Source organism: Devosia sp. SD17-2 (assembly GCF_029201565.1).
Classification (GTDB): domain Bacteria; phylum Pseudomonadota; class Alphaproteobacteria; order Rhizobiales; family Devosiaceae; genus Devosia.
On sequence record NZ_CP104002.1, the window covers coordinates 3585839 to 3601612 of the forward strand.

At 62.7% G+C, this 15774-nt stretch carries 14 protein-coding genes; 7 read left to right on the plus strand and 7 right to left on the minus strand.

The annotated features are described in order from the left end of the window. Window positions 1-28 precede the first annotated feature (28 nt). Entirely contained in the window at window positions 29-1633 is a 1605-nt protein-coding gene (locus tag NYQ88_RS17645) for an ATP-binding protein (RefSeq protein WP_275652404.1), read from the minus strand. A 174-nt stretch (window positions 1634-1807) separates the two neighbouring features. Here NYQ88_RS17645 and mscL point away from each other — a divergent pair, with 174 nt between their 5' ends. From mscL to NYQ88_RS17660, 3 genes are all read left to right on the plus strand, one after another. After that, on the plus strand, window positions 1808-2242 hold the full coding sequence (mscL, locus tag NYQ88_RS17650) for a large conductance mechanosensitive channel protein MscL (RefSeq protein ID WP_275654949.1): 435 nt from the start codon (window positions 1808-1810) through the stop codon (window positions 2240-2242). 572 nt (window positions 2243-2814) lie between these two features. Next, complete coding sequence (locus tag NYQ88_RS17655) at window positions 2815-3180, plus strand: LuxR C-terminal-related transcriptional regulator (RefSeq protein ID WP_275652405.1); 366 nt, start codon at window positions 2815-2817, stop codon at window positions 3178-3180. Between the two features lie 301 nt (window positions 3181-3481). After that, window positions 3482-4423 (plus strand): IS110 family transposase, encoded by a 942-nt coding sequence (locus NYQ88_RS17660; RefSeq protein WP_275651579.1) that lies wholly within the window; start codon window positions 3482-3484, stop codon window positions 4421-4423. Window positions 4424-4816: 393 nt separating this feature from the next. Here the strand turns inward: NYQ88_RS17660 and NYQ88_RS17665 are convergent, their stop codons facing one another. After that, window positions 4817-5587, minus strand: a complete 771-nt coding sequence (locus NYQ88_RS17665; protein WP_275652406.1) for an SDR family oxidoreductase — start codon at window positions 5585-5587, stop codon at window positions 4817-4819. A 208-nt stretch (window positions 5588-5795) separates the two neighbouring features. Here NYQ88_RS17665 and NYQ88_RS17670 point away from each other — a divergent pair, with 208 nt between their 5' ends. Then, the gene (locus NYQ88_RS17670; protein ID WP_275652407.1) at window positions 5796-6344 is read left to right on the plus strand and encodes a DUF4334 domain-containing protein; all 549 of its coding nucleotides are present in this window, start codon (window positions 5796-5798) and stop codon (window positions 6342-6344) included. A 3-nt stretch (window positions 6345-6347) separates the two neighbouring features. Here the strand turns inward: NYQ88_RS17670 and NYQ88_RS17675 are convergent, their stop codons facing one another. Next, window positions 6348-7673: a hypothetical protein gene (locus tag NYQ88_RS17675; RefSeq protein WP_275652408.1), complete on the minus strand. Its 1326-nt coding sequence runs from the start codon at window positions 7671-7673 to the stop codon at window positions 6348-6350. A gap of 348 nt (window positions 7674-8021) precedes the next feature. On the opposite strand from NYQ88_RS17675, the gene hemA reads away from it, so the two are divergent. From hemA to NYQ88_RS17690, 3 genes are all read left to right on the plus strand, one after another. Next, window positions 8022-9302 carry a 5-aminolevulinate synthase gene (gene hemA, locus NYQ88_RS17680; protein ID WP_275652409.1) on the plus strand — a complete coding sequence of 427 codons (1281 nt, stop codon included), beginning with the start codon at window positions 8022-8024 and terminating at the stop codon, window positions 9300-9302. A gap of 252 nt (window positions 9303-9554) precedes the next feature. Beyond that, window positions 9555-10016 (plus strand): GNAT family N-acetyltransferase, encoded by a 462-nt coding sequence (locus tag NYQ88_RS17685; protein WP_275652410.1) that lies wholly within the window; start codon window positions 9555-9557, stop codon window positions 10014-10016. A 133-nt stretch (window positions 10017-10149) separates the two neighbouring features. Then, window positions 10150-10323 (plus strand): hypothetical protein, encoded by a 174-nt coding sequence (locus NYQ88_RS17690; RefSeq protein ID WP_275654992.1) that lies wholly within the window; start codon window positions 10150-10152, stop codon window positions 10321-10323. 365 nt (window positions 10324-10688) lie between these two features. Here the strand turns inward: NYQ88_RS17690 and NYQ88_RS17695 are convergent, their stop codons facing one another. The 4 genes from NYQ88_RS17695 to NYQ88_RS17710 all read right to left on the minus strand — a co-directional run bounded on the left by NYQ88_RS17695 (window position 10689) and on the right by NYQ88_RS17710 (window position 15635). Further along, complete coding sequence (locus NYQ88_RS17695) at window positions 10689-12236, minus strand: tripartite tricarboxylate transporter permease (RefSeq protein ID WP_275652411.1); 1548 nt, start codon at window positions 12234-12236, stop codon at window positions 10689-10691. A gap of 3 nt (window positions 12237-12239) precedes the next feature. Then, window positions 12240-12737 (minus strand): tripartite tricarboxylate transporter TctB family protein, encoded by a 498-nt coding sequence (locus tag NYQ88_RS17700; RefSeq protein WP_275652412.1) that lies wholly within the window; start codon window positions 12735-12737, stop codon window positions 12240-12242. Beyond that, window positions 12734-13678: a tripartite tricarboxylate transporter substrate binding protein gene (locus NYQ88_RS17705; RefSeq protein WP_275652413.1), complete on the minus strand. Its 945-nt coding sequence runs from the start codon at window positions 13676-13678 to the stop codon at window positions 12734-12736. The genes NYQ88_RS17700 and NYQ88_RS17705 overlap by 4 nt, the downstream gene beginning before the upstream one ends. A gap of 103 nt (window positions 13679-13781) precedes the next feature. Next, on the minus strand, window positions 13782-15635 hold the full coding sequence (locus tag NYQ88_RS17710; protein ID WP_275652414.1) for an EAL domain-containing protein: 1854 nt from the start codon (window positions 15633-15635) through the stop codon (window positions 13782-13784). Window positions 15636-15774 lie beyond the last annotated feature (139 nt).

Sequence of the window (15774 nt, forward strand, 5' to 3'; positions counted from 1 at the left end):
AAAGGGGCGCCGGATTTTTACTGTCGGCTCAGCCCCGACCGCTCTTTGAGAGGCCCGAAATGGTGGCGCGCAGGGCGGCGGGTTTGACCGGCTTGTTGATGACGGCGATGCCGCGCTCTTCGGCCAGCGCCCGGACAGCCGGAGTGCGATCGGCGGTCACGAGGGCTGCCGGAAGATGGCCGCCCAGATTGTGGCGCAGCCACTCGATGGCATCGAGGCCCGACGTCTGGTCAAGATGATAATCCATCAGCACGAGATCGGGGTACCAGCCTTCGAGCAGGCGTTCCCTGTCGATGCGTTTGAGCGAAAGCGCCGTGCGCACGTCGCAGCCCCAATGTTCAAGCAGACCCCGCATGGCTTCGAGGATCGCTTCCTCATTGTCGACGCAGAGGATTTTCAGATCAAAGGAGCCGAACACCGGTTCGGGCGGTGTCGGCACCGCGCCGGCGGCCGGACGCTGATTGCGGGCGGCCGGCAGATAGAGCGAGAAGCGCGAGCCCCTGCCTTCCTTGCTGTCGAGCTCGAGCGTGAGGCCAAGGGCGGCAACGAGGCGCTGGACGATGGAGAGCCCAAGCCCCAGACCCTGTGCCATGCGGGCGCCCCGATCGAGCCGCGAGAATTCGGCAAACAGCAGCTTGTGCTGGTCGCGATTGAAGCCGATGCCGGTATCGATGACGTCGAGGCGGACGCGATTGCCGCGCCGCCGCACGCCGACCAGCACCTTGCCGCCGGCAGGGGTATATTTGATGGCGTTGGAGACAAGGTTCTGCGCAATGCGGCCGACCAGGGTGCGGTCGGCGATGATTGCGGCGTCATTGCCGACGGTGCGCAGGGTCACGTCGTGTTCCCGCGCCAGCGGAGCAAACTCGACCTCCATCTTGCGCGTGAGGTCGCGGGCGGAAAAGACGCTCGGGATCGGCTTGAGGGTGCCGCTGTCGATGCGCGAGATGTCGAGCAGGGCCGACATGATGTCCTCCACCGCCGTCAGCGAGGCTTCGATGGAATTGGCCAGCTCGGCAAAGGCGGTGGTTTTCGCGCGTTCGATCAGGGTCGAGGTGTAGAGACGCGCAGCGTTGAGCGGCTGCAGCAGATCGTGGCTGGCCGCGGCAAGGAAGCGCGTCTTGTCGTGATTGGCGGCGTCGGCCTTGGCGCGAGCCACCTCAAGCTCGGCATTGACCCGGGTGAGCGCGGCGGTGCGCTCGGACACGCGGCCTTCCAGCGTCAGATTGACCCGCTCGAGCTCGCGTTCGGCGCGCACCCGATCGGTGACATCGGAGATGGCAACGGCAAGGCCCCCATCGGGCAGGCGGGTCGAGAAAAATTCGAGCGACTGGCCGGAATTGGCAATGCGCAGGGTGACGGTGGTGGGTGCCGCGGTCAGGTAATTGATGCGCTCGATGGCGAGACGCGCGGGGTCGCCACTGCCCAGATCGCCCCGCTCGGCGAGGAACAGGGCAATGTCGAACAGGGCCGCACCTTCGCGAATGAGATCGGCCGGCAAGGCAAGCAGGGTGTTGTAGCGTTCGTTCGAGACGACAAGCCGGAGCCCGGAATCGAAAACGGCGACGCCCTGGGGCAGAAAGTCGATGGCCAGCCGCAAACTGGCGGCAACATCGTCGGCTGGGAGCGGCATGATCAGGCCATGGTTGCGTATTCGTTAAAGTGCGTTTATCCGCCGTGACCGCGCCCAGCGCAAGTTCAACAGAGTGGGCATTGCCAAAGCCCGAAAGCTCGACAATTGTTGTCGGTGCACCTAACGAGCGCCCTCAAGGGCGTGTGAAACCCATGAGAGGGCTAAATTATGAGTGTGTTCAAGGAATTCCGCGACTTTGCCGTCAAAGGCAATATGATCGATCTGGCCATCGGCGTGATCATCGGCGCGGCCTTTGGCGCGATCGTTTCGTCGATTGTGGATGATATTTTCATGCCACTGATCGGCCTGATCATCGGCGGCATCGACTTCTCCAACCTGTTCGTGGTGCTGTCCAACCCGAACGATCTGCCCGTTCCCTCGTTGGCTGCCGCCAAGGACGCCGGCATCGCAACCCTCAATGTCGGCCTGTTCATCAATGCCGTGGTGAAGTTCACCATCATCGCTTTCGTGCTGTTCATGGTGGTCAAGGGCATCAACAGCCTCAAGCGCGAAGCTGCCAAGGAGCCGGTGGAAACCACCCCTGCCCCGACCAAGGAAGAAGTGCTGCTGACCGAGATTCGCGACGCGCTGCGCGCTAACCCGCGCTAATAAATTTCCCGCTTAAATTATCAGAGGGCGGCCGGACACTCTCCGGCCGCCTTTCTATCTGACTGATGCATAGGAAAAAATTGCAATTGACAATAAATATTAGGACTTTTATCCTATAAGGCAGATAAGTAAACCCATTTACGTACTTCTACTGTGGTTCGGATTAATACGACCGAAGATAATTCAGGCAGTTAGTACTAAGAGTTATGTCGTTACTTGGTCAATCACAATAGTTTGACCTATGGCAGTAATTCAACCGATGGGGATAAAATTGAGTAAAAATACATTCGAGCTGAATCTCACTGGTGGAAGTGCCTCTAAATACTACCATACCGTCCTCAACAAAGACCGTCTGGTTCATATAGTCGACAGCGATCCGACAACCTGCGAGGGCCTGAGCGTGCTCTTCCGGCTCGAGGGATTTCAGACGACATTTTCTCAAGGCTCCCACTTCATTTCCAGCCTCGAACGACGGCGCCCAGATGTCGCGGTGATCAATCTGGTGATCGGGGAGGAAAGCGCGCTGCCGCTGTTGCCGGGTCAAGTCCCTTCGCGCCGGGACTGTCGTGGTGATGCTCGCCAATGCACCGCAACTGGATGCGGCGGTAACGGCGATGAAGCTGGGCGCCACCGATGTAGTGGGCAAGCCGATCGACACCGAGAATCTGCTCACCATCGTCCGCGACGAGTTGCGACGAGATGTGCACTTGGGGACGACGAAGGGGGGAGCGCGCGCCATCGAAGTGCGCGGCTTTGCGCAGCTGACGCCGCGCGAGCGCGAAGTGCTGCAGCTGATCGCCAATGGCCAGTCCAACAAGGAGGCGGCAGGGACTTTGGACATTTCGCACCGCACGATCGAAGTGCACCGGGCGCGGGTGATGGAAAAACTGGGCGCGCGGAATACGGCGGAATTGATGCGGATTGTGCTGACAAGTTAGGGGGCGATGGGGGGAGGGAAAACGCGTGCAGAGACGCGAATGGGCCGCCCCCGCGCCGGAGCGACGAGGCAAATCGTGCCCCTCGCCCGTCCCATCCACATCGTCATTGCCCGGCTTGTGTGGAGGATCTGTGCTTTAGTGGTGGCATCAGCCGGGTTGCGCATCCCGGCTGATGCAGTCAGGAGGCCGTTTTGTCCGGCTGGTTTGTCACAGCCGAGGACGAGCAAGGCCCTGTCTGCTCCCTTTGACCCCGAACGGTTGATCGGGCTGTTGCCCGCACCACAAGCCTGGGAGCAAGGTCATGATACACGACACCCTCTTCGTTGGCATCGACGTTTCCAAGACGCATCTGGACGTTCATACCCATCCCGCTGGCAAATCCTGGCGTTGCAGCACTGGACCGGAGGCGCTCGCCGAGCTGACGCAGCGCCTGGCCAGACTGGGGCCGTTGGCCATCGGGCTCGAAGCCTCGGGAGGCTATGAAGCCCGCGTGGCCGAGAGCCTGCATGCCGCTGGCCTTGAAGTGCATGTTCTAGCCCCGGCGCGGATCCGCAGTTACGCGCGGGGTATCGGCCAATTGGCCAAAACCGACAAGATCGATGCCGCTCTGATCGCGCGTTATCTGCAGGCCGTGCGCGCCAGCTTGACCCCTTATGTGTCTGATCCGATCCGACAAAGGCTGAGCGCGTTCACAGCCCATCGGCGGCGGATCGTTGCGGAAAAGAGCGGCCTTGTCAGTCAGCTCGATACCATCGACGAGCCGCTTGTGCGCAGCCTGATCGAGGAGCGTCTGGCGGCCATCGCCCTGGAGATCAAACGCATCGAAGCGGCCATCACTGCCCTTCTCGCCGACAATCGCCAGCTCCAGCAGCGCCAGGCGCGGCTGCGGCAGGTGACCGGCGTCGGTCCGGTTCTGGCGATCGCCTTACTGGCCGACATGCCCGAGCTCGGCAAGGTCTCCGCCAAGGTGGCCGCAGCACTCATCGGCGTTGCCCCTTATGCCCGCCAATCGGGCGCATCGGATCGCAACGGCCGCTGTCTTGGCGGACGAAAACATCTGCGCGATATCGCCTACATGGCCGTGCTCAGCGCCATCAAGGTGAAAGACCCCGTTCTCGGCGGCTTCTATCAAAGACTGCGCCTGCGCGGAAAACCCTTCAAACTCGCCATGATCGCAACGGTGAGAAAACTCATCACAATCCTCAACGCCATCGCCCGACAGGAACCGGCATTCCAACAGTGATGTCCACGGTTGCTTGTCCGGGCAATCCAGTTCGCGGTGAGGTGGATCACCGGGACAAGCCCGGTGATGACGGTCGAACTGAGATTGGTGGTTGCCGGATAGAGATCCCATAGGGATCAGAGCTGTTTTGCGTCCGTGATGCGCCTGAACAATTCCCCCTGGTGCTGCCCCTGCCCCGCACCATCCGCTCCGTCATTGCCCGGCTTGTCCGGGCAATCCAGTTCACGGTGAGATAGATCACCGGGACAGGCCTGTAGGAAAATGGGACGAGTATTGCGATAGAGGAAAATTTGCGCGCGGGGATCGTGCTGGGCGGGATCTCGCGCGGAGTGAGCGGGAGTGAATCGTTCAGGAGTGCAAGAGCGGCGCCGGTGACACCGACGCCCTCGCCTCTCAGGTGTTCGCCCAGCCGGCGTCGACGAGAAAATGCTGGCCGGAGATCATGGCGCTGTCGTCGGCAGCGAGGAAAAGGGCCATGCGGGCGCAATCATCGGGAGCGAGCTGGCCCGGCACGGCCTGATGGGCGTCGATGGCCGCGATGTCCTCGGGGGTGATCCAGAGATCAAGCTGGCGCTGGGTCATGACGGCGCCGGGCACGAGGGAATTGACGCGTATGCCCGAGCGGCCGAGTTCGCGCGCCATGGAGCGGGTGAGCCCATGGACTGCGGCCTTGGCGGTTTCATAGATGGGAATAGAGGGCGTCATGATCATCCAGCTGATGGAGCCGAAATTGATGATCGCGCCACCGCCGGCGGCCTGCATACCGGGGGCGACCGCCTGGATGGCGAAGAAGAAGTGCTTCAGGTTCACCGCGATGCGCTCATCCCAATAGGCGGGGGTGACCTCGCGCCAGTCGTGGCGCTGGTCGTGGGCGGCGTTGTTGATGAGCGCGCGCGCATCGCCGTGGCTGGCGGCAAAGCCGGCGATAGCGGCCTGAAACGCGGCAGTGTCGGTGACATCAGCCGGGGTGAAGAGCACGGACTGGCCGGCGGACTGGAGTTCAGCCGCGAGGGCATGTCCGGCTTCGGCCGCGATATCGACGAAACCGACGCGGGCGCCCTGGGCGGCAAAGTTGCGGACGAGAGCCTCGCCGATGCCCGACGCGCCGCCGGAAATGACCACGGGGCGATCCCGCAGGCTGGGATAGGTGGCGAAGGAGCTCATCTCTAGCGGTTCCGCGCGTTTATGGGCGATATGAGAGTGATAGCGGCAAGACTGGCGGGCCGCAAGATGGCTTGATGTACGTACATCAAGCAGTAAGCAAGAGGGCTTCGCCGCCGTGATCGCAGAGGGGTGATTTGCGGCATGCCGCTAGGTATTGCGCGGCGCTCGGACTATATCGGAAGCAGACGCGGTCTATCGGGGCAGATCAGTGGCAGAACACACACAAGGCGCTGATCTCAGCGCGCTGGAGCGCGGGACGGACACAGCAACGGCGCTGGCCTTTTATGACGGTCTACCGGCGGTTGCGATCAAGGACATGCTGGGGCGTTGGCGCGGAGCGGAGCTGCCAACTGGCCATCCGCTCGATGGCCTCCTTGCCAAGGCGGGCTGGCACGGCAAGCGGTTTGATGACGCTGACGGCGCCCATCCGCTGATCTTTGGCCGGGGCGACGGGTCCCACTTCGCCGTCGATCCGGCCTGGATCCCGCTGGGGCTGATGACCTCATGGCTTGGCCTCGCGAAAAACCTGGCGAACCCTGGCCTTGTCCGCGCTGCTGCGCTTATTGCCGGCACCACAAAACCCAAGGCGCGGCTGCGGATGACTGAGTATCGCGGCGTCGTTTCCGCGACGATGATCTACGACGCGCTGCCGATCAATGATGTGTTCCGCCGGGTGGATCGGGACACGGTGGTCGGCGCGATGGATATGCGGGGGCATGCTGCCCCGTTCCTGTTCGTGCTCCGGCGCGAGGCGTAAAGACTAGCGCAGTTTCTCGACCGAGGGCGCCATGGTGTGGGGCGTCACGTCGCGCCGTTCGACTTCATCGAGGAGCGCGGTGATCTTGTCGACATTGGCGAGATGGCGCTGCTCCATGGAGAAGTTGAGGGTGACGTAGTCGCGGCCGGGACAGAAGGTGCAGATGTTGACCTCGGTGTGCCAGGCGCCACAGTAAAGCGGCTCGACCATGCCATGTGTCATCGGCCCATAGGTGCGGTGCGGGGGCACAAGGGTCAGCACGATGTGCATGCCGCCGTTAAACCGCCAGAAGCGCTTGTTGGGCAGGGCCGGAATGACGCGATTGAGCGCGCGCATGGCCTTGAACATGGAATTGACCACCACCTGGAAGGAGGTGATGTCCTTCTGCTCGATGCCGGCCACGGTGTCGTCGACGGCGCGGACATAGGCGACGAAATCCTCCATCACCTTGAACTTTGCTTCCAGCGCGCGGACGCGGAAGAAATCGTCGTCGGCGCTGTTCCGCTTGGTGTCGAGCATGGTGTAGGCGGCGCCGATCACCTTCTTGCTCATGTGCTTTTCTTCACCCTCGCCGTTGAGCGCATGGGTGACGAGGGCGAACATCAGCGAGCGCTGGCGCACGCCGAGCTTGTTGGCCAGCCGCCGCAGGCGATGGCGCTCGAGGGCGAGGGTCTTGAACCCCCATGGCCGCTCGGGCGGGGCGAGGATATTTGCGGCGAGGAGATAGATCGCGACCGTCGACCAGCCGCGCACAGCGCTCTTGAGGCGATCAGTCCATGGCAGTTTATTGGATTTGTCGGACTGAACGCCGTGGCCGGCGGAAGCCGAGCGGGTGAGGAGCGCAGAGTCCGATCCCTCCAGCAGGGCGTGGCTGGAGCGCACCTGCAGAATGGCGGCGCGTCCCTGGGCGTCCGGGCCATCGCGGCGGACGGCGGCCATAACGCGGAACAGCGGGAGGTCGTTTCGCTCGAAGATGTCGGTCGACTTGCTCAGCCATTTATCCGGGTAGCCGTCGAATTCATCGACGACTTCGACCGAAGTGATCGCATCGAGCAGGTGTTTCGGGAAGGGCTGACCCGGCTGGGCGCCAACGAAACCATGAGTCAGCTGGGGCGCCAGCGCCACCATTTCGGCCACCATATTGGCCAGGCCGTCCTCATCATAGGAGGTGGTGGAGAAGGCGGTGAAGAACACCGTGTCCCGACCCTGGTAAAGGAACCACTGGAAATCAGTGAACAGCGCCTGAGGATTGCGGCGCGTGGCAGCCTGGGCCAAAGTCAGCGCGTCCCCATGGTGCCCGGCAAAGCTTGAAGATGAAAAACTCTTCACGATACGACCCCTCGTACGCCATGCGATGGCTGAGGTGATCTAAGCGCACCTTGCAAATACTGGCAACTACCAGCATGCGGCCCGGTTAATACTGTGCGCCCGACAATTAGGCGTGGTGCGCAAGAATGCGGCAGCTTAACGAGCGCAAAAGGTTGGCAGCACAGCCCATTCCGTTTAGAATGAGTCTTAATTAGACGCGCTTTTTGGCTCGAACTGGGGCCCTTCCCGGGAAAGCGCGCGCGTCGAATTGACCTATTTCAACGCCTACTCCGGTCGGCTAATTACTCCGCAGTATACTTGACAGCCCAGACCGTTATCGATCCGGACGCAGGCTCAAAGGACAGTTCCATGGATTATCGCGGTATTTTCGAGGAAGCAGTGGACACGCTGCGGTCAGAGAAGCGCTATCGCGTTTTTGCCGACCTCGAACGCATCGCCGGACGTTTTCCGCGCGCCATCTACCGCGACGACGCGGACAATGCGCGCGAAATCACCATCTGGTGCTCGAATGACTATTTGGGCATGGGCCAGCACGACAAGGTCGTGAAGGCCATGCAGGACACGGCAGGCGCCATGGGCGTCGGCGCCGGCGGCACCCGCAATATTTCGGGCACCAACCGCCCGCTGGTCGAGCTCGAGCGTTCGCTCGCCGACCTGCACCGCAAGGAAGCGGCCCTGGTGTTCACTTCGGGTTTCGTATCCAACGAAGCCGGTATTTCCACCATTGCCCGACTGCTGCCCGATTGCGTGATCTTCTCGGACCAGCTCAATCACGCCTCGATGATCCAGGGCGTGCGCCAGAGCGGCATGGAAAAGAAGATTTTCCGCCACAACGACGTGGCGCATCTGCGCGAACTGCTCAGCCAGGTGGACCGCAAGCGTCCCAAGCTGATCGTGTTCGAGAGCGTCTATTCCATGGACGGGGATATCGCCCCGATCAAGGAAATCTGCGACCTCGCCGACGAGTTCGGCGCCATGACCTATATCGATGAAGTCCATGCCGTAGGCATGTATGGTCCGCGCGGCGGCGGCATTGCCGAGCGCGACGGCCTGATGGACCGGATTGACGTCATTGAAGGTACGCTGGCCAAGGGTTTTGGGGTGATGGGCGGCTATATCACCGCCAACCGCGCCATCATCGACGCCGTGCGCTCCTATGCGGCCGAGTTCATCTTCACCACCGCCCTGCCCCCGGCCCTTTGCGCCGCGGCCCGTGCCTCGATCGAGCACCTCAAGGGCAATGGGCTGGAACGCTCGCTGCACCAGCGCCAGGCCAAGCTGACCAAGGCCGTCCTGGCCGATGCCGGCCTGCCGGTGATGGATACGGCGACCCATATCGTGCCGCTGATCGTGGGTGATGCGCGCGCGGTGAAAGCCGCCAGCGACATGCTGCTCGACAAGCACAATATCTATATCCAGCCGATCAACTACCCGACCGTGCCCAAGGGCACCGAGCGCCTGCGCATCACGCCGACGCCGCTGCACACGGACGAGATGGTGGCCGAGCTGCGCGATGCATTGGTCAGCGTATGGACAGCCCTCGAGCTGCCGCGCGAAAAGGCCGATGCGGCGCTGACGGCCAACAAGCTCACCTCGGGCGATCTGACGCTCCCCAATCTGGGCGGCTAGGATTGTTGAGCCGGCCCCAAGGCCGGCGCATCGCAAACATTTTGACGCCCGTTTGACGAAATCGCCGAGCGGGCGCAAATTTATCGGATGACGCATCCCAAAGACCAGTTCCGACGTTGTGGTTCGCAGCCCTTTCAGGGTGGCAGCTGCTTGCCTATGAGCCGACGTCGCTGAGCTTCATCAGCCTGTCTTGGAACCTCGGGTAAACCTGCCACCGTCCGGTCGGCAGGTTTTTTGTTTTCGGAACGTCCAATGCCTCCCCATAGCGTCGCCTTTCGCACCGCCACGTCATCGGACGTGGCCGATATTCACGCCCTCGTGCGGTCTGCCTATTCCAAATGGATTGGCGTTATCGGCCGTGAGCCAATGCCCATGCTGGTTGACTATAGCGAGGCCATCTCCGCCTTCCGCTTCGATGTTGTGATGGTGGAAGGACAAATGGCTGGCGTCATGCAGACGGCCAATCGCGACGACCATGTCTGGATCGAGAATATTGCGGTTCATCCCAGCCACCAGGGCCGTGGACATGGCAAGAGCTTTCTCATGCTGGCCGAGCACCTGGCGCGTCATGAAAAGCTGGAGCGGGTACGGCTGCTGACCAACGCCGCCTTTACGACCAATGTCGCGCTCTACAGCAATTTTGGCTATGCACTCGAGCGCAGCGAAGAATTCATGGGCGGCAGCACGCTCTATATGTGCAAGTACCTCCACTGACCGTGACGATCCATACCTCCTGCGCATGGCTGGGGTGACGGATCGAGCCCTACAAACCCCGGGCCCGCCGGCCCATCTACACGTCATGGAAGCGATCTGGCGCTGGTGCCGGGTCCCAAGAGAGGAATTTGCAATGAGTACCCTGCGCAACAGCAAGCTGTTTGCGACGCTTGGTTCGATGGTCGATCTGTTTGGCAGCGCTGCTGCCAGTGCGGCCGCCGTAGAAGCTGGACGGGCACCCAAGGCAAGAGACCTCCGGACCCTTGGCATTGAGCCGGACGCTTTCCGTCGGATCGGCAAGCTTTAAGTCCCTGCGCGCAGCCCTGAACTCTCGACAGGGCCTGCAGCGCAAGCTGCCGAACCCCAGCCCGGATGCCGGTCCCTCCCCTGCATCCGGGCTTTTTTGTGCTCGTGGGCCTCAGGCCCGGATACCAGCCCTCACCGGCATCCGGGCCTCGTGCCGCTGCAGCCCCCCACGCGCGGCACAGGCTTAACAAAGCATTAATCTGGTCACTGCAAAAGCCAACGCGTGCGCCATGGTAAATTTGCGTCACTGGGCCTGTGTATAAATTTTGTTGGCTATCAGCGATTTACCATGTTCGTAGTTGGACGAATGCAGACACAAAAGGCCCCGGACCGTCTCCGATCCGGGGCCTTTTTCGTGCGGGTTTGTCAGTCTTCGTCGGTGGCCAGTTGGCCAAGGACGGCGCCGCGGCCGCGCAGGCGCATGATCAGCGGCAGTCCGACAGCGATTATCGCCACGACATAGAGCACGATCGATATCGGCGAGCTGACAAGCACCGCCGGATCGCCCTGGCTGATGGCGAGGGCGCGACGCAATTGCTGCTCGGCCATGGGCCCGAGAATGAGCCCGACGACCACCGGCGCGATGGGATAGCCGAAGCGGCGGAGGCCATAGCCCAGGAGACCGAAGGCCAGGAGCAGAACCAGTTCGAAGGAAATCCGGACCGGGCCGATGCCCATCGACATGGCGCCATTGGCCCCCAGGGTGCCGAGCGTGGCGAACACTAGAATGCCGCCATAGAGCCAGGGTTTGGGGATGGTGAGGAGTTTCACCCAAAGCCCGATCAGCGGCAGGTTGAGCACCAGCAGCATGAAATTGGCGACGAGGAGGCTGGCGATCAGCGCCCAGACGAGAGAGGCGTTGTTGGTGAACAGCAGCGGGCCGGGCTGGAGGCCAAACTGCTGGAAACCGGCGAGCATGATGGCGGCTGTTGCGGTGGTGGGCAGACCAAGGGTCAGCAGGGGTACGAGCGTGCCGGCGGCCGAAGCGTTGTTGGCCGCTTCCGGACCGGCGACGCCTTCAATGGCGCCATGGCCGAACTCTTCGGGCTTTTTGGAAAAGCTCTTTTCGGCGCTATAGGAGAGGAAGCTGGCCACGTCGGCGCCGCCGGCGGGCATGGCACCGATGGGAAAACCGATAAAGGTGCCGCGCAACCACGAGGCCCAGGAGCGCTTCCAGTCCTCAAGCGTCATCCAGACGGAGCCTTTGACGGCCATGACTTGCGCGGCGACCTGTTCGCGGTCCGACGCGGTTTTGAGCGTCTCGCCAATGGCGAACATGGCGACGGCCAACGTCGTCACCTCGATGCCGTCAAGCAGATCCGGGATGGCGAAAGCCAGACGTGTCTGGCCGGTCTGCAGATCAATGCCTATGAGGCCCAGACCAAGGCCGATGAACAGCGCGGTAAGCCCGCGCAGGGCGCTGTCGCCGAAGGCGGCGGAGACAGTGACGAAGGCCAGCACCATCAGCGCGAAATAATCGGCGGGGCCGAAGGAGAGCGCGAATTTCACCACAGTGGGGGCGATGAAAGCGAGGCCCAGCGTGGCGATGAGCCCGGCAACGAAGGAGCCGATGGCGGCGGTGGCGAGCGCGGGGCCGCCCCTGCCCTTGCGGGCCATCTTGTTGCCCTCGAGCGCAGTGACGATTGAGGCGCTCTCGCCCGGCGTGTTGAGCAGGATGGAAGTGGTGGAGCCACCATACATGCCGCCATAATAAATGCCGGCGAACATGATGAGCGAGCCAGCCGGGTCTAGCCGATAGGTGACCGGCAGGAGCAGTGCCACGGTCAGCGCCGGGCCAATGCCGGGCAAGACGCCCACGGCGGTGCCCAGGGTGACGCCAATCAGGGCGTAGATCAGGTTCTGGACCTGCATCGCGGCCACGAGGCCCTGGCCCAGGAGTTCGAAGGTTTCCATTTTCTAGAAGGTCCCCGTCGTCAACAGCCGCTCGAGCGGGCCCTGCGGCAGCGAGAGTTGCAGACCGCGTGCGAAAATGAACCAGACGACAAACGAAAAGACGATGCCGATGGGAATGGTCTGCCAGAGCGGACCGCGGCCAAAGCCCTTCGCGGTGAATGCAAAGAGAATACCGGTGGCGATGGCGAAGCCGGCGGTAGACAGCAGCAGGATCTGCGCGACGAGACCGGCGACAATCCAGAGAATGGGGCCGTAGTCATCCTTGCTGCGGGCCGGAAAGCCATTGCGCAGAGCGGAGATGAAGGTGCCGATGGAAAGGAGCGAGAGACCCGTTGCCACCACATAGGGGAAGACCGTGGGGCCGACGCGCTGCTGCACCGGGGGCACGCGCATCTGGCTGGTCTGCCAGAAAATGACGATGGCGATGGCAGCGAGGATCACCGCGATGACGAACGCCGCCCCATCGGGGCGGCGCGTGCTGTTGGGCGTGCCGGTGCTCATTCCACCAGGCCGATGTCTTTCAGGATGGCTTCAGTCGCCGCGATATCGGCAGCGAGCTGGGTTTCGAAGGCATCACCGGCGAGGTAGGTATCGACCCAGCCACGGCTTTCGAGGGCGGCCTTCCAGGTCTCGGAATTGACCATGGCTTCGATGTCGGCGTTGATCGCGCTGACCTGCTCATCGGAGAGGCCGGGCGCTGCGGCGACCATGCGCCAGTTCTGTACGGCGGTATCGACGCCGGCTTCCTGGAGGGTCGGAGCATCAAAGCCGGGCACGCGGGTGTCGGTGGACACGGCGAGCAGACGCAGTTCGCCAGCTTCGATCTGCGAGGCGAACTCGCTGATGCCCGAAACGCCGACTGTCACCTGACCACCAAGGATTGCAGCGAGGGCTTCGCCACCGCCGGAATAGGCGATGTAATTGACCTGGGTGGGATCGACGCCCACGGCCTTGGCGATGAGGCCAGCGGTGATGTGGTCGGCGCCACCAGCCGAGCCACCCGCCCAGGACACCGCACCGGTGTTTTCCTTTAGCTTGGCGACGAGGCCATCCATGTCGGCGATGTCGGAATTGGCGGGAACCACGATGCCAACGGCTTCGCCGGTGAGGCGGGCGATCGGGGTGACCTCGGCCAGGGTGACCGGCGAGGCATTGGTCAGGATGGCGCCAACCATGACGTAGCCGCCGACGATCAGGGCGTTGGGATTGCCGTTTTCCTGATTGACGAACTGAGCGATGCCGATGGTGCCGCCGGCGCCGGGAACGTTGGTGACCTGCACATTGCCCGAAATGCCTTCGGCCTGAAGGGCCTCCTGCATGGTGCGGGCGGTCTGGTCCCAGCCACCGCCAGGCGCAGCAGGCGCCATGATGGTGTAGTCAGCAGCAAAGGCGGGGATGGAGATGACGCTGGAAACCAGCGCCGCGAGAAGCAGCTTGTTCAAGATATCCTCCCAGAAACAAGGCGAACGTCGTTGCGTCCGTGGCTTCAGCTTAGGCCCGGGAGTCTGTCATCGTCCTGTCAAGTATACAAGCTGGCTTGAGGCGCTAGGCGAGAAGCCTCTGAGGCAGGGGTAGACTGGCGCTGCGCGTCCGCTGGCCGAAGCGGGTCAGCAGGTCAGTGGCATCAGCCGGCGTGACCGGGCGGGAGAAGAGATAGCCCTGCCCCAAAAGGCATCCGAGATCGCGCAATATCTCGGCTTGCTCCGCGGTTTCGACGCCCTCGGCAATGACGCGCATGCCCAGTTTGACGGCGATATCGATGAGGGCGGAGACGACGATCCGGCTCGGCACGTCGGTGGCGATGCGCGAGACAAAGGAGCGGTCGATCTTGATGATATCGACCGGGAAGCTCAGCAGATGGGTCAGCGAGGCATAACCCGTGCCGAAGTCATCGAGCGCCACCAATATGCCCTGGTCACGCAGGGCCTCGACGGCACGCGGCACCTGATTGTCCGAGCCGCCCATGAAGACGGCCTCGTTGACCTCGAGCACGACATGGCGGAGCGGAACGTTTTCGCGCTCGAAGATGGCCATCATCCGCTCGGCAAGGTCGCCACGCTGGAAATCGCCGGTGGTGACATTGATGCCGACGTGCTGAAACTCGATGTCGGCATCGAGCCATTGGCGCACATTGCGCGCCACCTGTTCGAGCATGCGACCGGTCAGTTCATAGGCGATGCGCGGATCGGAAAGGGCGGAGTGGAACTCCTGCGCCGAGGCGATGCGGCCATCGGGCAGGCGCAGGCGCGCCAGGGCCTCGACCCCGACGACTTCGGTGGTCTCGAGCAGAACCAGAGGCTGGTAATGCGCTTCGATCCGACCCTCGAGCATGGCCTGGTCGATCTGACGCACGAGGTCGATGCGCTGGATCATCTCAGTGCGCAGGTCGGGCCGGAAGCCCATATAGCGGCCGCGCTGGCTCTGCTTGGCGTGGTAAAGCGCAAAGTCGGCATTCTGGCAAAGGCGATCGGCGTCCTGCCCATCGGCGGGGAAGACCGCACCGCCCATGGTGACATGGGCCTCAAAGGACTGGCCGCTCGCCGCGACCATACCGCGGGCGGCGGTGCGCAGGCGCTGGGCCATGTCCTCAAGTTCGGCGTGGTCGGCGCAATCATTCACGAGAAGGGCGAATTCGTCGCCGCCAAGCCGGCAAGGGGTAACGCGGGGGTCGACCTGGCTGAGGCGGTTGGCGACAGTGCGGATCAGCTTGTCGCCGGCCGCATGGCCGATACCATCATTGACGCGCTTGAGGTGGTCGATATCGAGCAGGATCAGCCCGAACGGAGCGCCACGGACGATCGCGTCGCCCAGCAGCTGGTTGAAACGGCCGCGATTGGGCAGGCCGGTGAGCACGTCGAAATAGGCGAGGCGCCTGTTGCGCTCGATGATCCGCTCGTGCTCCAGCGCGAGGACGCAGAGATGCACCGCGGTATCAACGATCTGCTGCTCGAAGGCATTTGGCCCGCGCGGCTCGCGATAATAGAAGGCGAAGGTGCCGACGACACGGCCTTCGCGATCGCGGATCGGGCTTGACCAGCAGGCCCAGATTCCGAGGGGGATGGCGAGGTCGCGGAACGCCGCCCAGAGCGGATCGGTGCTGATGTCGGTGACCACCACCGGTTCATTGCGCCAGGCGGCCGTACCGCAAGAGCCGGCCTGGGGACCCATGGCGAGGCCCTCGATCTGGCTGGAGAAGCTCTCCGGCAGGCCGGGCGTCGCGAGAGGATGGAGCAGGCCGGCTTCATCGACCTGCAGAATGGAACAGATAACTTCCGGCGCAAATTGCTGCACGCGCATGCAAATGATGCGGCCGATCTCGGCCAACGGCTCGCCACGCGCCACCGCTTCCAGCGTCTCCGTCTGGAGCCGCAGCAGATTTTCTGTGTTGTCCCCCGACATCGAAATCCCCTTTGCTGCCCCGATAGTGCACCCAGAGGGTAAATGGAGCTTTCTCGTGTATTGCTAAAATTGCGCTAACTCCCAGGAAAAATCCGGGCTCGGCCGACGTTTGCGAGGGGCTTCTGCGGATTGGCGGCCG

Excerpts from the sequence above, each read along its gene's own strand:
- NYQ88_RS17710 (WP_275652414.1), bottom strand. The coding sequence starts at position 15,635 with ATGTCGGGGGACAACACAGAAAATCTGCTGCGGCTCCAGACGGAGACG.
- NYQ88_RS17660 (WP_275651579.1), top strand. The coding sequence starts at position 3,482 with ATGATACACGACACCCTCTTCGTTGGCATCGACGTTTCCAAGACGCAT.
- NYQ88_RS17695 (WP_275652411.1), bottom strand. The coding sequence starts at position 12,236 with ATGGAAACCTTCGAACTCCTGGGCCAGGGCCTCGTGGCCGCGATGCAG.
- NYQ88_RS17665 (WP_275652406.1), bottom strand. The coding sequence starts at position 5,587 with ATGAGCTCCTTCGCCACCTATCCCAGCCTGCGGGATCGCCCCGTGGTC.
- hemA (WP_275652409.1), top strand. The coding sequence starts at position 8,022 with ATGGATTATCGCGGTATTTTCGAGGAAGCAGTGGACACGCTGCGGTCA.
- NYQ88_RS17690 (WP_275654992.1), top strand. The coding sequence starts at position 10,150 with ATGAGTACCCTGCGCAACAGCAAGCTGTTTGCGACGCTTGGTTCGATG.
- NYQ88_RS17645 (WP_275652404.1), bottom strand. The coding sequence starts at position 1,633 with ATGCCGCTCCCAGCCGACGATGTTGCCGCCAGTTTGCGGCTGGCCATC.
- NYQ88_RS17655 (WP_275652405.1), top strand. The coding sequence starts at position 2,815 with ATGCTCGCCAATGCACCGCAACTGGATGCGGCGGTAACGGCGATGAAG.
- NYQ88_RS17685 (WP_275652410.1), top strand. The coding sequence starts at position 9,555 with ATGCCTCCCCATAGCGTCGCCTTTCGCACCGCCACGTCATCGGACGTG.
- NYQ88_RS17700 (WP_275652412.1), bottom strand. The coding sequence starts at position 12,737 with ATGAGCACCGGCACGCCCAACAGCACGCGCCGCCCCGATGGGGCGGCG.